The following is a 16,808-nucleotide window of genomic DNA, read 5'->3' on the forward strand; positions in this document are numbered from 1 at the left end:
GGAATGGTCTCACCGTTCAGCTATTTGCCTGATGCACGTGGCGTAACGCCCAGCGCCCTCGCGAGGATGACGCCCACAATAAGTTTACCCGGTTCAAGAAAATGCCAAAAGTACTTTACGTACAGATTTGAAAGAGTGGCAGGCAAAGAAAAGCCGCCGGCGATAATAATATCGTCAGGCGGCCTCAGGGATAATTAACTGGCAAGTTGACGCTCTGATGCAAGGGAATACAGTTCATCTTCTTTAAAAGCCTCACGCCTGACGCTGTAACCATCGTGCCAACGACACTCAACCATGCCGCTGGCGTAACCGGTAACAATCATCCTTGGCCCGCCATTTTTATGCTGTACTTCATCACTGACAATAAACAACATCGTGCGCCTCCGTTTCAGGGTGAAAAACACCTTAACAGGTATAGCAGGTGCGAATCATTCTCGCCTGCTACTTGCGACTAAAAAAATCGGCTGATCGATAAAGTCAGGCAGGAAATAGCGTAAATGCAGGGATTTAGCCTCATAAACATTTTTATGATAACGATTGCTGAAAAATTAAAAAAAACGGACAACCTGAGTTGTCCGTTTTTACATCAATCTTCATCGCCTGGAATCAGATTTTGCAGCCTTCGCAATCGGCTTCATCGCCCAGATCGGCTGGCACTTCGTTGGCTTTCTTTTCGGCATTGGCTTCAGCTTGTTCCAGCTGGGCATCAATATCAAATTCGAAAATATCGTCGTTCATGTTAACTCCAGGGATTGTCTTACAGGTTATCTGCTGCCTTTATACTTATTTACCGCGTATCTTCGCAATCATATTTACGACAAACAGCACAATCGAACCAACGATAAAGCCGATCACCAGATTGGCACCGTTACTGATTAACGCAGTCACCAGACCATTGAATCCACTGCTCCAGTGGTCGATGGTATGATGCAGCCACGGCAAACCGTGAACGATAATCCCGCCGCCGACCAGAAACATTGCCAGCGTGCCGACCACCGTCAGGATCTTCATCAGCCAGGGTGCAGCGGCCAGCAACCCAGCGCCAATCCCCTGGGCAATGGCGGAACTTTTCTGCTTCAGCCATAAACCTAAATCGTCCAGCTTGACGATACCGGCGACAATTCCGTACACCCCAACGGTCACCAGAATGGCGATGCCGGAAAGAATCAGCACCTGATTCAGCAGCGGCGCGTCAGAAACGATGCCGAGCGTGATCGCCACAATTTCTGCCGACAGAATAAAATCGGTACGAACAGCCCCTTTGATCTTCTTCTTTTCGAACTCAGCCGGATTCTGCTCGGCGGCTTTCAGCAGGCGCTGTTCACGAGCTTCAGGCGTCGAGTGCGATTTATCACTCTGCAGGCTGTGCATGACTTTTTCCACGCCTTCAAAGCAGAGATAAGCACCGCCAATCATCAACAGCGGCGTAATGGCCCAGGGCGCAAAATAACTGATTAACAGCGCCAGCGGCACCAGTATCAGCTTATTGAGGAATGAACCTTTGGCAACGCCCCACACCACCGGAATTTCCCGATTGGCTTTAACTCCGCTTACCTGCTGAGCATTTAGCGATAAATCGTCACCCAGTACACCTGCGGTTTTCTTCGCCGCCAGCTTGCCCATCACCGAAATATCATCAAGTAAGGTGGCAATATCATCCAATAACGTCAGTAAGCTACTTCCAGCCAAAGTGGTTTTCCTTTATCAATGTTCATGATGCTGGCAGCAGGGACAGACTTCAATTTCCGCCACTGCCATATCTGCTATTCCGTCACAGTCCCATTCAACCCGCACCGGCTGGCCTTGCGCCTGGTCATGATGCAGATATTTACTGACCGGACTCTCCGTCATACCGGAGATCTCCTCGGTAGCTATAAGCCTGTCGCCAACATAAATGCGTGCCGTCGCCTGGGTATTAACCATACGTTGCTCGCGCAGTTTATACAGGCGTCTTACCGTCAGCTTGATGCTGGCCATACGTTCACCCTGTGCGTGTTATCTATGGAAGCGGTCGATCTAAACAATTATGGGTCACAATGGCAATATTTGTGACGATTAATAGATGATTTAGCGGTAGTGTAAGCGCCTGAAAAATTTGCCTGAGCCAGTACTATGCCACGCCATGCCGCCCCTGCCGTACTGTTAGTCGCTTCATTATTCACTCTGTATATCATCTGGGGATCAACCTACCTGGTGATTCGCCTCGGCGTCGAAAGCTGGCCGCCAATGATGATGGCAGGCTTACGATTTCTGATTGCCGGTATCATCCTGTTCAGCTTCTTAAAACTGCGTGGACATCCGATGCCGGGCCGCCGGGCGATGATTAATGCGGCAATTGTCGGCGTGCTGTTATTATCGATCGGCAACGGACTGGTCACGATTGCCGAGCATCAGCATGTTCCGTCGGGGCTGGCAGCGGTAATGGTCGCCACCGTTCCGCTGTTTGCGCTGTGCTTCAGCCAGCTATTTGGCATCGCCACGCGCTGGATTGAGTGGCTGGGCATCGCCGTCGGCCTGAGCGGTATCGTGTTACTCAATAGCGGTGGCCATTTAAGCGGCAATCCCTGGGGTGCGATGATGATCCTGCTGGCCGCCGTCAGCTGGGCGTTTGGCTCGGTATGGGGTTCGCGGATTGAGCTACCGAAAGGCGCGATGGCGGCAGCCATTGAGATGCTGGCAGCGGGTAGCGTACTGCTGGTGGTGAGCGTTATCAGCGGTGAAAAACTGCAGGCGATGCCCGATATACAGGGTATGTTAGCCCTCGGCTTCCTGATCGTTTTCGGCTCAATTATTGCGATTAATGCTTATATGTATTTGATCCGCAACGTCAGCCCGGCGGTGGCTACCAGTTATGCCTATGTTAATCCGGTGGTGGCAGTACTGCTCGGCACCAGCTTTGCGGATGAAACGCTGTCGACGCGGGAATGGCTGGCGCTGGCGATTATCATCTTTGCGGTGGTACTGGTGACGCTGGGTAAATATCTGTTTCCGGCAAAGCCGCGAATTAAGCCGCTGGCATAAGTCGCTCAGAAACGGTGAATGCCCTGATGATCTATCCCGGCATTACCGTTTCCGGCAATTATCCACTCCTCAAGACGTGAATGGATGGCCTCATCTTTCAGCCGGAGCTTGCCACGCAGCGCGCATTCCCAGACGACCAGCACCTTCCAACCTTCGGCGGTCAGCGTAGCGATATCTCGCCGGTCGCGCTCGACATTCCGGCCGATTTTTTCCAGCCAGAATTCACTGCGCGTTGCCGGCACCCTGAACAGATAACAGTGATGGTGATGCCAGAAACAGCCGTGAACAAAAATAATCGTTCGCTGCTCCGCCAGCACAAAATCTGGCTTACCAGCCAGCGTTTTGTCCTGAACCTGATAGCTGAATCCCAGTTCTTCCAGCAGGTGCGCCAGCCGCTTCTCAATCGCGGTATTTTCCGTGCGAATAGCGCGCATATTTTTGCTGCGGACTGCCGCAGAATGGACGTCGGCCATCTTCTCTCCCTGGATGCTGCTGCACGCTGGCAAACGCAACCCGTCAGACTTTATTTGTCGCTTCGATAATCCACGGCCGCAACAACTGCGCGACGGCGGCAAATGCCGGCACAATCACCGAGTTGCCGAACTGGCGATAAGCCTGAGTATCCGAAACCGGCAGCCTGAATACCCTACCGCCGACGCTTTCAAAGCCCATTAAACGGGCGCATTCACGCGGTGTCAGGCGTCGCGGACGACGCTGCTGATTTTCCGCATCGTCAAAATCTGCCTCACCCAGCTGGCGATCCCAACCGCGATCGATCAGAATTTCCGAGCCATCCTTGTAGTAACGTGCAGATAACGTTCGCACTACGCCATTATTACGCGCCGGGTCGACCAGCCCATAGCCGAAGCCGTTACCTTTGGCCTGATGCTTTTTGGCATACTGGTAAAGGTATTTCCACAGAGTTGGCGTCAGAATATATTTAGCATCGACCGTCGGCTCAAGCAATTCACCGATGGTTTTGCGCTGCTGTGGATAAAACTGGCTGAGATTGCTCAGGCTGAAACCTGCGGACAACTGTAAGTCACGGCGGAACCCCACCAGCACGATGCGCTCCCGATGCTGTGGCAGAAAGTGTTTGCCATCGACAATTTTTGGATCGTCCTTACCGCTGACGGCCGCATCCGCCACTTCATAGCCCAGCTCATCGAGGGTCTCCATGATAATGCGGAAGGTTTTGCCCTTGTCATGACTCTTCAGGTTCTTCACGTTTTCCAGCACAAAGATAGCCGGTTTTTTGGCGGTGATAATCCGCGCCACATCAAAAAATAGCGTTCCCTGCGCTTCACACTCAAAACCATGAGCGCGGCCCAGCGCATTTTTCTTCGATACTCCCGCCAGCGAAAACGGCTGACAGGGAAAGCCGGCCAGCAGCACATGATGATCGGGAATCTCCTGGTCGATATGCTGATACGCTTGCTGCTCACTGACATCGGCTCTGCCACTGAGCGTAATATCACGAATGTCCTGATTAAAACGGTGCATCTGCTCGTCGCAGTACCAGTTGGCTTTGTAAGTGCGCACCGCGTGTTTATTCCACTCGCTGGTAAATACGCACTGGCCGCCAATGGCTTCGAAGCCGCTGCGAATACCCCCAATTCCGGCAAAAAGATCGATAAACTTAAACGCGTAATCAGGATGATGCGCAGGCGGTTCCGGCAGCATTTTTTCCAGCAGGCTGACTTCCGCTTCGGTCAGCGGTTTAGCGACACTTTTGCCATTCAGCCAGCGGTTAAGCGATTCGCGCGTCCACTCATGCTGACTGACCTTTCGCAGCAGGCTGGCGAGGGTTTTCTGGTCATAAATCTCCAGCAATCGCTGTAACAGCTGGCGATCCTGCTCACTCTTTTGCTGCTGCTGCTGGCGTGCCTGTTCTGCCAGCTGCGCCGCAACGGTATCAAATTCACTCATAGGGCTGCTTAATTTGGGATAGTCTGGTGTCAGTCTATCACTTCGTTGACCCAGCGTAAGACAGAAATGGCGCTTATCTCACTTTTTCAGCAGCTTAACTGGCCCGATTAATCCCCGCCGCAGGGGTGACATCCGCTTGCCAGGCTCCTAAACTTGCTCTGTTTTTTATAATGGAGCCGATCAAGATGAGCGAACTGCAACGCACCCCGCTAACCTTACCCAATGGTGCGGATAAACTGCTGCTGCACTCCTGCTGCGCCCCCTGCTCGGGTGAAGTGATGGAGGCGATCCAGGCTTCCGGGATTGATTACACGATATTTTTCTACAACCCGAATATTCATCCGCAGAAAGAATATCTGCTGCGCAAAGAGGAAAACATCCGTTTTGCTGAGCAGCACGGCGTACCCTTTGTTGATGCGGATTACGACACCGATAACTGGTTTGAACGCGCCAAAGGTATGGAGTGGGAGCCGGAACGCGGGGTACGCTGCACTATGTGCTTTGATATGCGCTTTGAGCGTACGGCGCTGTATGCCTGGGAAAATGGCTTTTCAGTGATCTCCAGTTCGCTGGGCATTTCGCGCTGGAAAAACATGCAACAGATTAATGACTGCGGAGATCGCGCAGCGGCTGCGTATCCCGATATGGTTTACTGGGATTACAACTGGCGCAAGCAGGGTGGATCCTCACGTATGATTGAGATCAGCAAGCGCGAACGCTTTTATCAGCAGGAGTATTGCGGCTGCGTCTATTCTTTACGTGACAGCAACCTGCATCGTAAATCGCAGGGTCGACCGCTAATCAAGCTCGGCGTGCTCTACTATGGTGACGATGAGTAACTGACAATGCTGGTTAAGGGGATTGTATCCTGCATGACACCAGTACGGGAGCCGGGAACGGCTCCCGTGTAAGACGGGAACTTATTTTTTCTTTTTCTGTTTTTTCAACAACGCACGAATTTGCTTTAATTCGCTGCTGGTTAACTGCACTGACGTTTCATCATCTTCGCCATGCTCTTCGATGTGCTGGCTGTCAATGGCGGGTGGTTGAGAGCCAGACAGGCTGGACTGCAAACGCTGACTAACCTCCTCGCTTAATGTGGTTTGATTTTCCAGAGCAAGGCTTTTCAAGGTCTCTTTTAACGCGGGATCGATCTTAATCGTCAAATTCACGGTGCCGGTCATACCTGATTCTCCTGGTTATAGTCTCACCCACGTTAGCCCATGTTAAATATTTTGGATAGATGTTCACAAAAATTTAATATTCGCTTTCGCGGGGGGTGAAATCACGCAGTACTGACTCATCCATCCCTGAGAGATCGCCCTGGATTTCAGCGCATAATTTGGCCACAAAGGTCACCAAAAATGCGACATTATGCTTAGCCAGTCTTTTGCCTTCCACGGTTTGCATCGTCTCCGGCAGCGTAAACAGCTTTTTCTGAAAGTGGTCCAGCGTCCAGTGGCTGTCATCCAGCTCACGGTCTTTGCCTAACGGATCCTGACTGTCAAATAGCGGACGCCCCAGCGCGCCTGAGGTGTAAAACACCCGCGCCAGACCGATTGCGCCAAGCGACTCAAGACGGTCAGCATCCTGAACAATTTTGGCTTCCAGGCTGTTCGGCGCGATACCGGCACTAAAGCTGTGTGCCTGCACCGCATGGGCGATTTCGTCATGTAGCGCCGTGGGGAAATCAGCAAATGCCTCCAACAGAATTCGACGTGTTTCCACTGCCGCTTTACTGGATGCCAGATGCCGTTCAGGGTGATTTTTCGGCAGGTTAACCACGTCATGGAAATAGCTGGCGGTTAACACCACCAGCGGATTGGCTCCGGTGCCCTGCATAATCTGTTGTGCGGTTGTCCATACCCGACGCAGATGTGCCACGTCGTGGGCTTTATCATCCTGCGCCCAGTTCTGATTGAACCAGTTTTCAAATCGTGACTGCCAAGTTTCAAGCGACATAGACTTCTCCCTATAGATGGCTTGTTTGCGGCACTCTCAACATTTAACACTAAGCTGCATCCCACAGGCTGCTGGCAATACGCGCTTTTTGAATGCTGTCAGCAGGTTTATAAACCACGACTGATAACACTTTTATGACATGTAACTCACTCTTGTTGCAACTTATGTAAACCCTTTAGATAAAACGAGATTATTATCAAGTTATAGCAGTTGATTATGCTGATGACACCCCGGCATAATCATCCAGAGCGATAAGATATCCCTGTGACTGACATTGCGGCGTGAATCACAGACATTTCTTGCAGTAAGTGATTGAATGTCAGAGGGTATTGTAAGAGCCGGCGATGCAGGCGGGCAACCACAGTGAGATGCGCAATGATTAAATGGCCGTGGAAAGGAAACGCAGAGCAACAACAACTTTCATCGCTACCCTGGCAGGAAGCGCTGTCTGTCCCGCTTTTTTCGTCGCTAAACCCGGCCGAGCAGCAGGCGCTGACGACGATGGCTCAACGCTTTCTGCAGCAAAAACGCCTGGTGCCACTGCAAGATTTTGCGCTTAACGATCTACGCAGCGCGCGCATCGCTTTACTGTTCTGCCTGCCGGTATTGAATCTCGGTCTGGAATGGCTGGATGGCTTTCACGAAGTGATGATCTATCCTTCGCCCTTTGTGGTCGACGACGAGTGGCAGGATGATTTCGGCCTGGTTCACAGCGAACGCACGGTGCAATCGGGTCAGAGCTGGCAACAGGGCCCGGTTGTGCTTAACTGGCTGGATATTCAGGACTCTTTCGATGTTTCCGGCTTTAACCTGATTGTGCATGAAGTGGCGCATAAACTGGACTCCCGCGGCAGCGGCCATGCCAACGGCGTACCGGCAATTTCCTTACGCAGCGTTGCGGCCTGGGAGAAAGATCTGCATGCGGCGATGAACGCAATACAGGATGAAATCGATCTGGTCGGTGAAAATGCAACGACTATTGATGCCTACGCGGCCAGTGACCCGGCGGAATGCTTTGCGGTGCTTTCGGAGTACTTCTTCAGTGCACCTGAATTATTACACCATCGTTTTCCTGCACTTTATCAGCGTTTCAGTCAGTTTTATCTGCAGGACCCGCTTAGCCGCATCGATAACTGGCAGCAGCAAGATGACAACAGCGAAACTGCTCACTAAGCGGCCGCTTTGCTGTAAACGTAGCCAGTTGAAAGCTAGACTGTTTTTTGCTGTTGACACACTGTCGGCCAGTCGCTAATATTCGCCCCGTTCCAACAATTCCTCTGTAGTTCAGTCGGTAGAACGGCGGACTGTTAATCCGTATGTCACTGGTTCAAGTCCAGTCAGGGGAGCCATATTTGAGAAGCCCGCTCAGGGAAACCTGAGCGGGCTTTTTGCTTGCTGGCTTTCACAATAGTAATGGGTTGCAAGCGTGTCACAGGTAATCGATGACGTAACTCAGAATGAACTGACGTTGATGATTTCGCTATCCAATCACCAACGCAGGAATACCCACTGCCTTACAACTTCGCATTAATAGCTTAAGCCGGGATAAAATCACTTCCCTCTTAAGCGACGGGATAATTTTTTTAATTTTTCTTTTGTCGAGATCAAATGAAAAACAACGCCTTTACCAGAAAAGTTTATACCATACTTATTTCTGAGAGTGTAAATGTCGTTTGCCTGGCAAATCTTCAGACTTCCTTTGAAGGATAAATCGATAACTTTTATTTCATCATTTCTGGTTTGAATAAAATTCTCCGGATGAATGTCATTGGATGCCAGACCAACCTGATGCAGGTCAGTAATGCATTGCTTCACACGGTAAGAATTTTCTCGGTCAATAGCTTTCAGCGGAGTGCCCTCAATGTATTCATACAGAGCATAGACGTCTACGCATTGTCTGAACTTCACTTTCTCGGCCACGTAATAGAGTTGTGGAGTGCAGGCACGCTGGTCTTTCCTCAGGCTGTACAGCTTCTTCATTAATCTTGAATAGAATGAACCAAATATAATACTCTGAATCCTTTTCTCCAGGCGCAAATCTATTTCTTTGTCATTTTTTAAGATGAATTTTTTCGAGTTAAACTCAATCAGTTCCACAGTACGAAGCTCATGACCGCTATTGAGTCTTGCCCCCTGAATTTCATTATTAAAGTACTTGTGCATCAACGCACTGATATCCATGTTCGATTCATTTATATAAATCGAGTATCCGTTTACTTTTCGTTTAGATATGGGCATTGCTTTACCTGTATATCATGCTAAACCCTCTTCTCCCGCCGAATATTCATACAAATATCTGCGCAGATGTGGTTTTTCACATCACGTTGCTGTGTTTTGAGTTGGGCTGAATTTAAATAAAGAGTAGCTGATGAGGTCATTATTGTTGAACATTTGATGCTTAATTATTCGGTATTAATGAATCAGGTATTTCCGCTTTCTTAATCGCAGAGTCATTGACGGTTTCTTAAGCTCTGCCTGACACAATACGTTATGCGGTAAGCAAAAGCAGATCTGGCGAACAGAACACCCGAACACCCGAACACCCGGCGATTGTAATCAAAAAATAAATATCGTATAACAAGCGACTCCGAGGGGTGTCCTGTAATGGGCTGAGATGGCGTAAGCCGAACCCTTTGAACCTGATCTGGGTCATGCCAGCGAAGGGACGGGTTGGTAGTCTGCACTTGCCATTCAGCTCATCGCGCCCGGATCTCCACACACTTTTGGAGGTCCCATGTTAACCACCATGTTCGATACCGGTCTCTACGGACGACTGCGCCAGCAGGCAGGCAGCCACTGGCAGAACTATGTTGCACATCCCTTTATCCAGCAACTGGCCGTCGGTACGCTGGACCAGAGCGCTTTTCGTCGCTATCTGACGCAGGATTATCTGTTTCTGATCCACTTCGCCCGCGCTTACGCCCTGCTGGTATACAAAATGCGCACCCTGCCCGATATTCGCGCCGCCAGCGCATCTCTGAATGCCATCGTGTCGGAGTTGCCGCTACACGTCGGCTATTGCGCTGAATGGGGCCTTCGCGAAGCAGAAATGGCCGCACAACCCGAAGCGATGGAAACCATCAATTACACCCGCTATGTGCTGGATATCGGCCAGTCTGGCGATGCGCTTGAGCTGCTGGTGGCGCTGATGCCCTGCGTTGCGGGTTATGCCGAAATTGGTCTGCGTCTGTTGGACGATCCGAAGACGGTAATGGAGGGAAATCCTTATGCCCGCTGGATGCAAAACTATGGTGATAGCGACTATCTGGCGGGAGTACAGCGCGCGCTTGATCTGCTGGAGCGCACTGGTCAACAGCGTGGTGCGGCAAGCCGCTTCAGTAGTTTATCGACTATCTTTACCACCGCGACCCAGCTTGAAGCAGCATTCTGGCAAATGGGGCTAAATGCAACGGCAGATCGGGTTAATACGCGATGAAAACATCCGTTCCCGCGCCACCCGGTATTCAGGTGCGCAACCTGTCGCTACATTTTGGCCAGCAGCTGATTTTCAATTCGCTCAGTTTTGATATCGACAGCGGCAGTTTTGTTGCCTTGCTCGGCCCCAGCGGCGTGGGTAAAACCAGCCTGTTGAGGATTATTGCCGGGCTGGCACAACAAAGCTCCGGTACGGTATGCGGCAGCGACGGGCAACCGCTGACCGGCCGTATTGCATGGATGGGTCAGCAGGATCTGCTCTATCCATGGCTGACGGTAAGTGAAAATATTGCGCTGGCCGCGCGCCTGCGCGGTGAAAAAGTCGACTCGGCCTGGGTCGACTTTCTGCTGGAACGTGTCGGACTGGCCGGAAAGCAGGCTCTGTTGCCAGCCGCACTGTCGGGCGGCATGCGTCAGCGGGTTGCCATCGCCCGTACGCTGTATCAACGTCAGCCGATTGTGCTGATGGATGAACCCTTTTCTGCTCTCGATACCCTTACCCGCGCCAAAATCCAGGCACTGGCGGCTGAACTGCTGGCCGATCATACCGTGCTGCTGATTACTCACGATCCGATGGAGGCCTGTCGTCTCAGCCACCGTCTGATGACGCTTTCCGGCCAGCCGGCGCAGATTGACACTACGCTGATGGTTGCCGGAACGCCGCCGCGCGCGCCCGACGATCCTCACCTTTTGCACAGCCAGGGAAAATTATTACAGCAACTGGTCAGAGAAGCATGAAGGGGCTGACGGTTTTCGCCGGTTTTATTCTGCTGTGGTGGCTGATCACTTTTACTGATATCCCCGCCTTTCTGCTGCCATCACCGCTGGCGGTTGCGCTGGCGCTGTGGAACGGCCACGCTTTTTTACTGCACCACACGCTGATTACCGCGGCAGAAATGCTAAGCGGCCTGCTGCTGGGCGTTCTGCTTGGCGCAATGCTGGCACTGGCGATGACTTTTTCTTCGTGGCTGCAACGCTGGCTGATGCCGGTGGTGGTGACCAGCCAGGCAATACCGGTGTTTGCGCTGGCCCCGCTACTGGTGCTGTGGTTCGGCTTTGGCATCAGCGCCAAAGTGGCGATGGCGGTACTGGTGATCTTCTTTCCGGTGGTTTCAACCTTTTTCGACGGCCTGCGTCAGGTGAATAACGATTATCTCGACCTCGCTCGCACCATGGGCGCGTCACGCTGGGCGCAGCTGCGCCATGTGCGGCTGATGGCTGCACTACCGGCTTTTGGCTCCGGGCTACGCATGGCGGCGGCCGTCGCGCCGATCGGCGCAATTATTGGTGAATGGGTCGGATCGGCGGAAGGTCTGGGCTATCTGATGCTGAATGCCAATGCGCGCATGCAAACCGATCTCTGTTTTGCTGCACTGTTTATCCTGGTGGTAATGACCGTCTCGCTGTGGAAAACGGTGGATATCCTGATTCGTCGCCTGATTCGCTGGGCGCCAGAAAATCTTTCACAATCAAAATAAAAGGCCCCGTGATGAAAAAAAGCTTATTTGCGCTGATGCTCAGCGCCGTGATGGCAACTCAAGCCACTGCTGCTGAGAAAATTACGCTGGTACTCGACTGGTATATCAATCCCGATCACGCGCCGATTATCGTCGCTGAGCAAATGGGTGCCTTCAAACAACACGGGCTGGAAGTCAGAATTGTGCCGCCTTCCGACCCGGCGCTGCCGCCGCGGCTGGTCGCGGCCGGACAAGCCGATCTCGCCATTACTTACCAGCCACAGCTGCATTTTTTCGCCGATCAGGGTTTACCGTTAGTGCGCGTCGGCACCTTAATCAACACGCCGCTGAATACCTTGATTACGCTGGATAAAAGCATCAGTACGCCGGGAGATTTGAAAGGGAAGAAAGTGGGTTTCTCCGTCAGCGGTATCGAAGAAGCCACCGTTGCCACCATGCTGCGCCATGAAAAACTCAAGGCGGATGAGATTAAATTGATCAATGTTAATTTCCAGCTGACCAGCGCGTTAATGGCAGGCCAGGTTGATGCGATTATTGGCGGTTATCGCAATATTGAAGCGCTGGAACTGGCGCTACATGGAAAAGAACCGGTGGTGTTTAATGTCGAGGATTATGGCGTTCCGGCTTACGACGAGCTGATTATTGTTGCCAATAAAAACGCTGTTAATCAGCCAAAAATCAAAAAATTCCTCGCGGCACTGAAGCAAGGTAATGAATACCTGCAAGCGCATCCCGAGGAGAGCTGGAACCATTTCGCCGCCAGCCACGCAGAACTGAATACCGAACTGAACCGGCTGGCATGGCAAAAAACTTTGCCGCTGTTTGCCAGCGATCCGGCAACGCTCGACAGCGCGCGCTACCAGGCCTATGAGCAGTTTTTGTTTGATAATAAACTGATCAAAAAAATCACCCCGGTTAGCGAATATGCGATTGAACTGAAGTGAGATTAAGCCGGGGAAAAATCCCCGGCTCCGCCAACTTACCAGTCGGTTTTATTGATATCGATGACAAAACGGTACTTTACGTCGCCTTTCAGCATGCGGGCGAAGGCATCTTCAATCTGATTGCCGTTAATCAGTTCAATATCCGCAGTGATATTGTGCTGACCGCAGAAATCCAGCACTTCCTGCGTTTCGCGGATACTGCCGATTGAGGTTCCGCTGATACTCAGACGACGGAACACCATTGGCGTAACGTCCGGTGCCGGATGGCGGCCGTCCGGAATTCCCACCAGCACCAGGTGACCGTTAGTTTTAAGCGTACTCAGGTAAGCATCCAGATCGTGTGGTGCCGCCACGCAATCGAGAATCAGATCCAGCTTGTTTGCCGCATCGGCCATCTGCTGCGCATCGGTCGATACCACCACGGATTTCGCGCCCAGACGCAACGCGTCCTCACCTTTCCGTGGAGAAGTGGTAAATAGCGTAACCTCAGCCCCTAACGCGCTGGCCAGTTTTACCGCCATATGCCCCAGACCACCGAGCCCAACCACGCCAACTTTATCACCCGCTTTGACCTGCCAGTGACGCAGCGGTGACCAGACGGTGACACCAGCACACAGCAGCGGAGCCACGCCGCTCAGCTCAAGATTTTCCGGTACTGAAACCACGAACTTGCTGTCGACCACGATACCTTCCGCGTAACCCCCCCAGGTGGTGGTGCCGGTATAGCGATCTTTGCCATTATAGGTTGGAGTAAAACCTGCTTCGCAATACTGCTCTTCCGCGCCAGCGCAGGCCGCGCAGTGGCCACAGGAGTCTACCATCACGCCAACGCCGACCAGATCGCCCGCCTTAAAGCGGCTGACGCGATCACCGGTTTCCCGCACCCGACCAACAATCTCATGGCCCGGCAGCATCGGATACTGGCTCACGCCCCACTCATTGCGCGCCAGATGCAGATCTGAATGGCAGACGCCACAGTAAAGAATGTCGATGCGAACGTCATCAGGTTGAACTTCACGCGCGTCAACGACAGCCGGCGCCAGCGGTAAATGCGCCGCGCTGGCAACAATGCCTTTAATTTTCATAGGACCATCCAGATTGTGTAGGTTGCAGCTGTTTCACAGGCCATGCCTGAGGGCGGCCACTATAGACAAGCGGGGTTAATATTGGTAGTAGTTACTCTTTTGGGACATAGATACCAAAAGGTGACCATATGCCAGTAATTGTTGATGGCAAAATGAAGTTTTACGCTGATTCCGAACCGCGTCGTTTGATGGAGTTATTCTCGGTGAAGTGGACCACCATGGTGATCCATGCGCTTTATCACTGGCCGGGTGGAAAGTGTCGCACTGGCGAACTGCAACGCAGTCTTGATGGTATCTCGAAGAAAATGCTGGTGCAGTCGTTACGGGAAGTCGAGCGGCGTGGGCTGGTACAGCGCCATGTGTTCAGTGTCGTGCCGCCCAAAGTAGAGTATCAGTTAACTGAACTGGGCAGAGTGTTCGCCGAACCGATCGAACTGATGTACCAATGGGGACTGGAAAATAAGGCGGCACTGGATGCGATGGAAGCGGCTTGTCAGCAAAATCAGGGATTGTAGCGGCGACGGGCATCGTTTTGACGCTGCCCGGCGCCTGAAGCGTTATCTGAATTTCAGCTCGCCCTGCATATAGAAGGTGCGCGGCTGACCGGCATAAATGCCCTTATTGTTATCGTCATACGCGCGGGTAAAGTACTGATGATCGAAGAGGTTTTTCACGCCAACTGCCAGATTAAGATTGGCCATTTGCGGGCCAAAGTTGTAGCCAGCACGGGCGCCCCACAGCATAAAGCCCGGAATGCGACCGGTACTGCCGTCGGCACTCTCTTCGACGGTATTTAGGTTGTCGGCAAACTGGCCTGACTGGTATTCACTGTTGAGGTTAAAGGTCCAGCTACCCGGCGTGTAATCCAGCCCGAGAATGCCTTTATGCCTCGGTGAGAACGGCACCTGTTTACCTCTCGTTTCACCGCTTTCGCGAATGACTGCGTTGACGTAAGCGTAACTGGCATAGGCTGAGAAATTATCCAGCGCCGGAGAGAGCTGTGACAGATCATAACGCAGTTGACTCTCCAGTCCGGAGTGCCGGGTTTTGCCGCGAGCGGTTACGCTGTCGGTCACCTGATTCGAATCATACTGATTATCAAAGTTAATCAGAAACAGGCCAACTTCCGCCTGCACACCACCATTATCAAATCGGGTACCCAGTTCCCAGGTGCGCGCTTTTTCCGGCTCGATATTACCGCTGTTTACCGCTTTACCAATCTGGCTGTATTGCACCGTACCAAATGAACCTTCGGTATTGGCATAGAGATTCCAGGCATCATTCAGATGATAAACCACATTCAACGCTGGCAGCGGTGCGTTGTAGCTGATCTCCTGTTTGGTATTTTTGATGTAATTGTTCTGATACGACTGGATATGCTCGTAGCGTATGCCCGGCGTCACCGTCCAGTTGCCGATATCAATACGGTCATCAACGTACCAGGCGTGCGCCTGCGTGCCGGACTGGGTATCACGATCGTACGGACTGCTGCTGGACGGCAGCTGTCCGCTGCTGGCTAAGCTGGTGTAGCGCAACTCATGGGTGGATTCACTGACGTAACGATAGCCGACGCCAACTTCATGTGCAGACGCTCCCCAGTTAAAACTCTGGCTGTAGCGAGGTTCAATGCCGCGCACCCAATACTCACGCGGAGACAGCGTGAGATTTTTACCCTGATCGAGATAGCCACTGCGCAGCGTGTAAGTATAAAAACTCTGAATATTGAATTTATGCTGCTGGTCTGGCTGGAACTGATAGCCGAGGCTGGCCAACTGACGGCGTCCCCAGAACTCATCGTAAGGACGCGTCGACTGAAAACGGTCAGCATTATAACTGGCGCGCGACAAACCGCCCGGCATTTGCGCCCGGCCTTCGTAGTATTGCAACAGGCTATTGAAGCTGTGAACCTCATTTGGCGCATAGCGGGTTTTCAGCATCACATCGTCAATTTTGGTCGAGCTGTGTTCACGCCAGTCGCTACCGCGCTTGCCGGAATAGAGTAAGGCCGCGCCGAAGCCATTATCCGCCGTGCCGCCGACCATCAGATTGCCGCTGCCTTTGGGGTGGTTCTGGCTGGAGGACGGGGACATTAATCCTGTCATTCCGGCTTCAATACCAAATTCTTCCGGAATGGCGCGGGTAACGAAGTTCACTACCCCACCGACGCTCTGTGGGCCATAACGCACCGCACCGCCGCCGCGTACCACATCCACCGCCTCCATATTGCCAAGTGAAACCGGTGCCAGCGAAAGTTGCGGCTGGCCGTACGGAGCAAACGGCACCGGAATACCATCCATCAGCACGGTAGAGCGGCTGGCGAGGCGCGGGTTAAGGCCACGAATACCGAAGTTCATCGCCATATCATGGCTGCCGGTACCGTTATTTTCCGGTGCATTGACGCCGGGGATACGATTCAGCGCTTCACGCGCAGTGGTCGCGCCAGTTTTAGCAAAATCTGCGCGACGTACCACATCACGTGCGCCAGCATGCTCGAACACATCGTCTTCACGTGCATCTGCCAGCCAGTCGCCGACCACCGTTAAAGTCTCAGCCGCGGATGATTCCGTTGCTAACGGGGCCAGGGTAAAACTATTATTACCCAGTGATTTCGCCTGCAAGCCACTGCCTGCCAGCAGGGTATCCAGACCCTCATTAAGGCTGTAATTACCCTGCAGACCGCCGCTCTGCTTGCCGCGCGTCAGCGAAGCGTCTACCGAGAAGTTAATACCGCTCTGGGTGGCAAACTGATTTAACGCCTGGTCAAGGTTTCCGGCGCTAATATGATAAGCAGCCTGCTGCGGTGCCGCGACGACCAGCGCAGGCGTCAGCAACACTGCCGGAACCAGCGCACAGTGAATAGCGATTGTCAGAGGTGTTGTATTACAAAAAGCGCGGATCATCCGTGCGCGTGAACTGGACATACCATCTCCAAATTGAGTTATTTTTTTGCTGTA

19 protein-coding genes, 1 tRNA gene and 1 riboswitch are annotated in these 16,808 nt (G+C 52.4%); of the genes, 9 read left to right on the top strand and 11 right to left on the bottom strand.

Features of this window, described 5'->3' with window-relative positions; genetic code table 11:
- Positions 1-194 precede the first annotated feature (194 nt).
- The 4 genes from RIN69_RS14230 to RIN69_RS14245 form a co-directional block, all read right to left on the bottom strand.
- A complete protein-coding gene (locus RIN69_RS14230; RefSeq protein WP_313852586.1) occupies positions 195-374 on the bottom strand; it encodes a YodC family protein in 180 nt (59 codons plus the stop codon).
- 232 nt (positions 375-606) lie between these two features.
- Complete coding sequence (locus RIN69_RS14235; RefSeq protein WP_277619529.1) at positions 607-738, bottom strand: hypothetical protein; 132 nt, start codon at positions 736-738, stop codon at positions 607-609.
- Positions 739-783: 45 nt separating this feature from the next.
- Positions 784-1,689: a DUF808 domain-containing protein gene (locus RIN69_RS14240; RefSeq protein WP_313852587.1), complete on the bottom strand. Its 906-nt coding sequence runs from the start codon at positions 1,687-1,689 to the stop codon at positions 784-786.
- Positions 1,690-1,704: 15 nt separating this feature from the next.
- Entirely contained in the window at positions 1,705-1,977 is a 273-nt protein-coding gene (locus tag RIN69_RS14245; RefSeq protein ID WP_313852588.1) for a hypothetical protein, read from the bottom strand.
- Between the two features lie 135 nt (positions 1,978-2,112).
- Here RIN69_RS14245 and yedA point away from each other — a divergent pair, with 135 nt between their 5' ends.
- Positions 2,113-3,021 carry a drug/metabolite exporter YedA gene (yedA, locus tag RIN69_RS14250; RefSeq protein WP_313852589.1) on the top strand — a complete coding sequence of 303 codons (909 nt, stop codon included), beginning with the start codon at positions 2,113-2,115 and terminating at the stop codon, positions 3,019-3,021.
- Positions 3,022-3,026: 5 nt separating this feature from the next.
- Here the strand turns inward: yedA and RIN69_RS14255 are convergent, their stop codons facing one another.
- Together RIN69_RS14255 and RIN69_RS14260 are read right to left on the bottom strand one after the other, a co-directional pair.
- The gene (locus tag RIN69_RS14255) at positions 3,027-3,494 is read right to left on the bottom strand and encodes a very short patch repair endonuclease (protein WP_313852590.1); all 468 of its coding nucleotides are present in this window, start codon (positions 3,492-3,494) and stop codon (positions 3,027-3,029) included.
- 43 nt (positions 3,495-3,537) lie between these two features.
- A complete protein-coding gene (locus RIN69_RS14260; protein WP_313852591.1) occupies positions 3,538-4,950 on the bottom strand; it encodes a DNA cytosine methyltransferase in 1,413 nt (470 codons plus the stop codon).
- Positions 4,951-5,135: 185 nt separating this feature from the next.
- Here RIN69_RS14260 and RIN69_RS14265 point away from each other — a divergent pair, with 185 nt between their 5' ends.
- On the top strand, positions 5,136-5,789 hold the full coding sequence (locus RIN69_RS14265) for an epoxyqueuosine reductase QueH (protein ID WP_313852592.1): 654 nt from the start codon (positions 5,136-5,138) through the stop codon (positions 5,787-5,789).
- Between the two features lie 81 nt (positions 5,790-5,870).
- Here RIN69_RS14265 and RIN69_RS14270 read toward each other — a convergent pair whose 3' ends face one another.
- Both RIN69_RS14270 and RIN69_RS14275 read right to left on the bottom strand, forming a co-directional pair.
- A complete protein-coding gene (locus RIN69_RS14270) occupies positions 5,871-6,134 on the bottom strand; it encodes a hypothetical protein (RefSeq protein ID WP_313852593.1) in 264 nt (87 codons plus the stop codon).
- Between the two features lie 73 nt (positions 6,135-6,207).
- Positions 6,208-6,912, bottom strand: a complete 705-nt coding sequence (locus RIN69_RS14275) for a phosphohydrolase (protein ID WP_313852594.1) — start codon at positions 6,910-6,912, stop codon at positions 6,208-6,210.
- Positions 6,913-7,287: 375 nt separating this feature from the next.
- On the opposite strand from RIN69_RS14275, the gene mtfA reads away from it, so the two are divergent.
- Positions 7,288-8,085 (top strand): DgsA anti-repressor MtfA, encoded by a 798-nt coding sequence (mtfA, locus tag RIN69_RS14280; protein ID WP_313852595.1) that lies wholly within the window; start codon positions 7,288-7,290, stop codon positions 8,083-8,085.
- 100 nt (positions 8,086-8,185) lie between these two features.
- Positions 8,186-8,261: transfer RNA gene (locus tag RIN69_RS14285), tRNA-Asn, on the top strand.
- 202 nt (positions 8,262-8,463) lie between these two features.
- On the opposite strand, the gene RIN69_RS14290 is transcribed toward RIN69_RS14285, so the two are convergent.
- Positions 8,464-9,093 (bottom strand): lipopolysaccharide core heptose(II) kinase RfaY, encoded by a 630-nt coding sequence (locus RIN69_RS14290; protein ID WP_313852596.1) that lies wholly within the window; start codon positions 9,091-9,093, stop codon positions 8,464-8,466.
- Positions 9,094-9,492: 399 nt separating this feature from the next.
- Positions 9,493-9,595, top strand: a riboswitch (TPP riboswitch).
- Between the two features lie 51 nt (positions 9,596-9,646).
- Between RIN69_RS14290 and RIN69_RS14295 the strand changes: the two genes are divergently transcribed.
- The 4 genes from RIN69_RS14295 to RIN69_RS14310 are packed head-to-tail and all read left to right on the top strand — an operon-like array spanning position 9,647 to position 12,769.
- Positions 9,647-10,348, top strand: coding sequence for a TenA family protein (locus RIN69_RS14295; protein ID WP_313852597.1), 702 nt, complete (start codon positions 9,647-9,649; stop codon positions 10,346-10,348).
- A complete protein-coding gene (locus RIN69_RS14300; protein ID WP_313852598.1) occupies positions 10,345-11,085 on the top strand; it encodes an ABC transporter ATP-binding protein in 741 nt (246 codons plus the stop codon). Before RIN69_RS14295 ends, RIN69_RS14300 begins: the two co-directional genes overlap by 4 nt.
- A complete protein-coding gene (locus RIN69_RS14305; RefSeq protein ID WP_313852599.1) occupies positions 11,082-11,825 on the top strand; it encodes an ABC transporter permease in 744 nt (247 codons plus the stop codon). The genes RIN69_RS14300 and RIN69_RS14305 overlap by 4 nt, the downstream gene beginning before the upstream one ends.
- An 11-nt stretch (positions 11,826-11,836) precedes the next feature.
- Positions 11,837-12,769, top strand: coding sequence for an ABC transporter substrate-binding protein (locus RIN69_RS14310; protein WP_390902378.1), 933 nt, complete (start codon positions 11,837-11,839; stop codon positions 12,767-12,769).
- Positions 12,770-12,804: 35 nt separating this feature from the next.
- Here the strand turns inward: RIN69_RS14310 and RIN69_RS14315 are convergent, their stop codons facing one another.
- The gene (locus RIN69_RS14315) at positions 12,805-13,854 is read right to left on the bottom strand and encodes an NAD(P)-dependent alcohol dehydrogenase (RefSeq protein ID WP_313852601.1); all 1,050 of its coding nucleotides are present in this window, start codon (positions 13,852-13,854) and stop codon (positions 12,805-12,807) included.
- A 128-nt stretch (positions 13,855-13,982) separates the two neighbouring features.
- Between RIN69_RS14315 and RIN69_RS14320 the strand changes: the two genes are divergently transcribed.
- A complete protein-coding gene (locus RIN69_RS14320; RefSeq protein WP_313852602.1) occupies positions 13,983-14,369 on the top strand; it encodes a winged helix-turn-helix transcriptional regulator in 387 nt (128 codons plus the stop codon).
- 42 nt (positions 14,370-14,411) lie between these two features.
- Here RIN69_RS14320 and fecA read toward each other — a convergent pair whose 3' ends face one another.
- Complete coding sequence (fecA, locus tag RIN69_RS14325; protein WP_390902379.1) at positions 14,412-16,775, bottom strand: TonB-dependent Fe(3+) dicitrate receptor FecA; 2,364 nt, start codon at positions 16,773-16,775, stop codon at positions 14,412-14,414.
- Positions 16,776-16,808 lie beyond the last annotated feature (33 nt).

It is taken from the genome of Winslowiella toletana, assembly GCF_032164335.1.
GTDB lineage: Bacteria > Pseudomonadota > Gammaproteobacteria > Enterobacterales > Enterobacteriaceae > Erwinia > Erwinia toletana_A.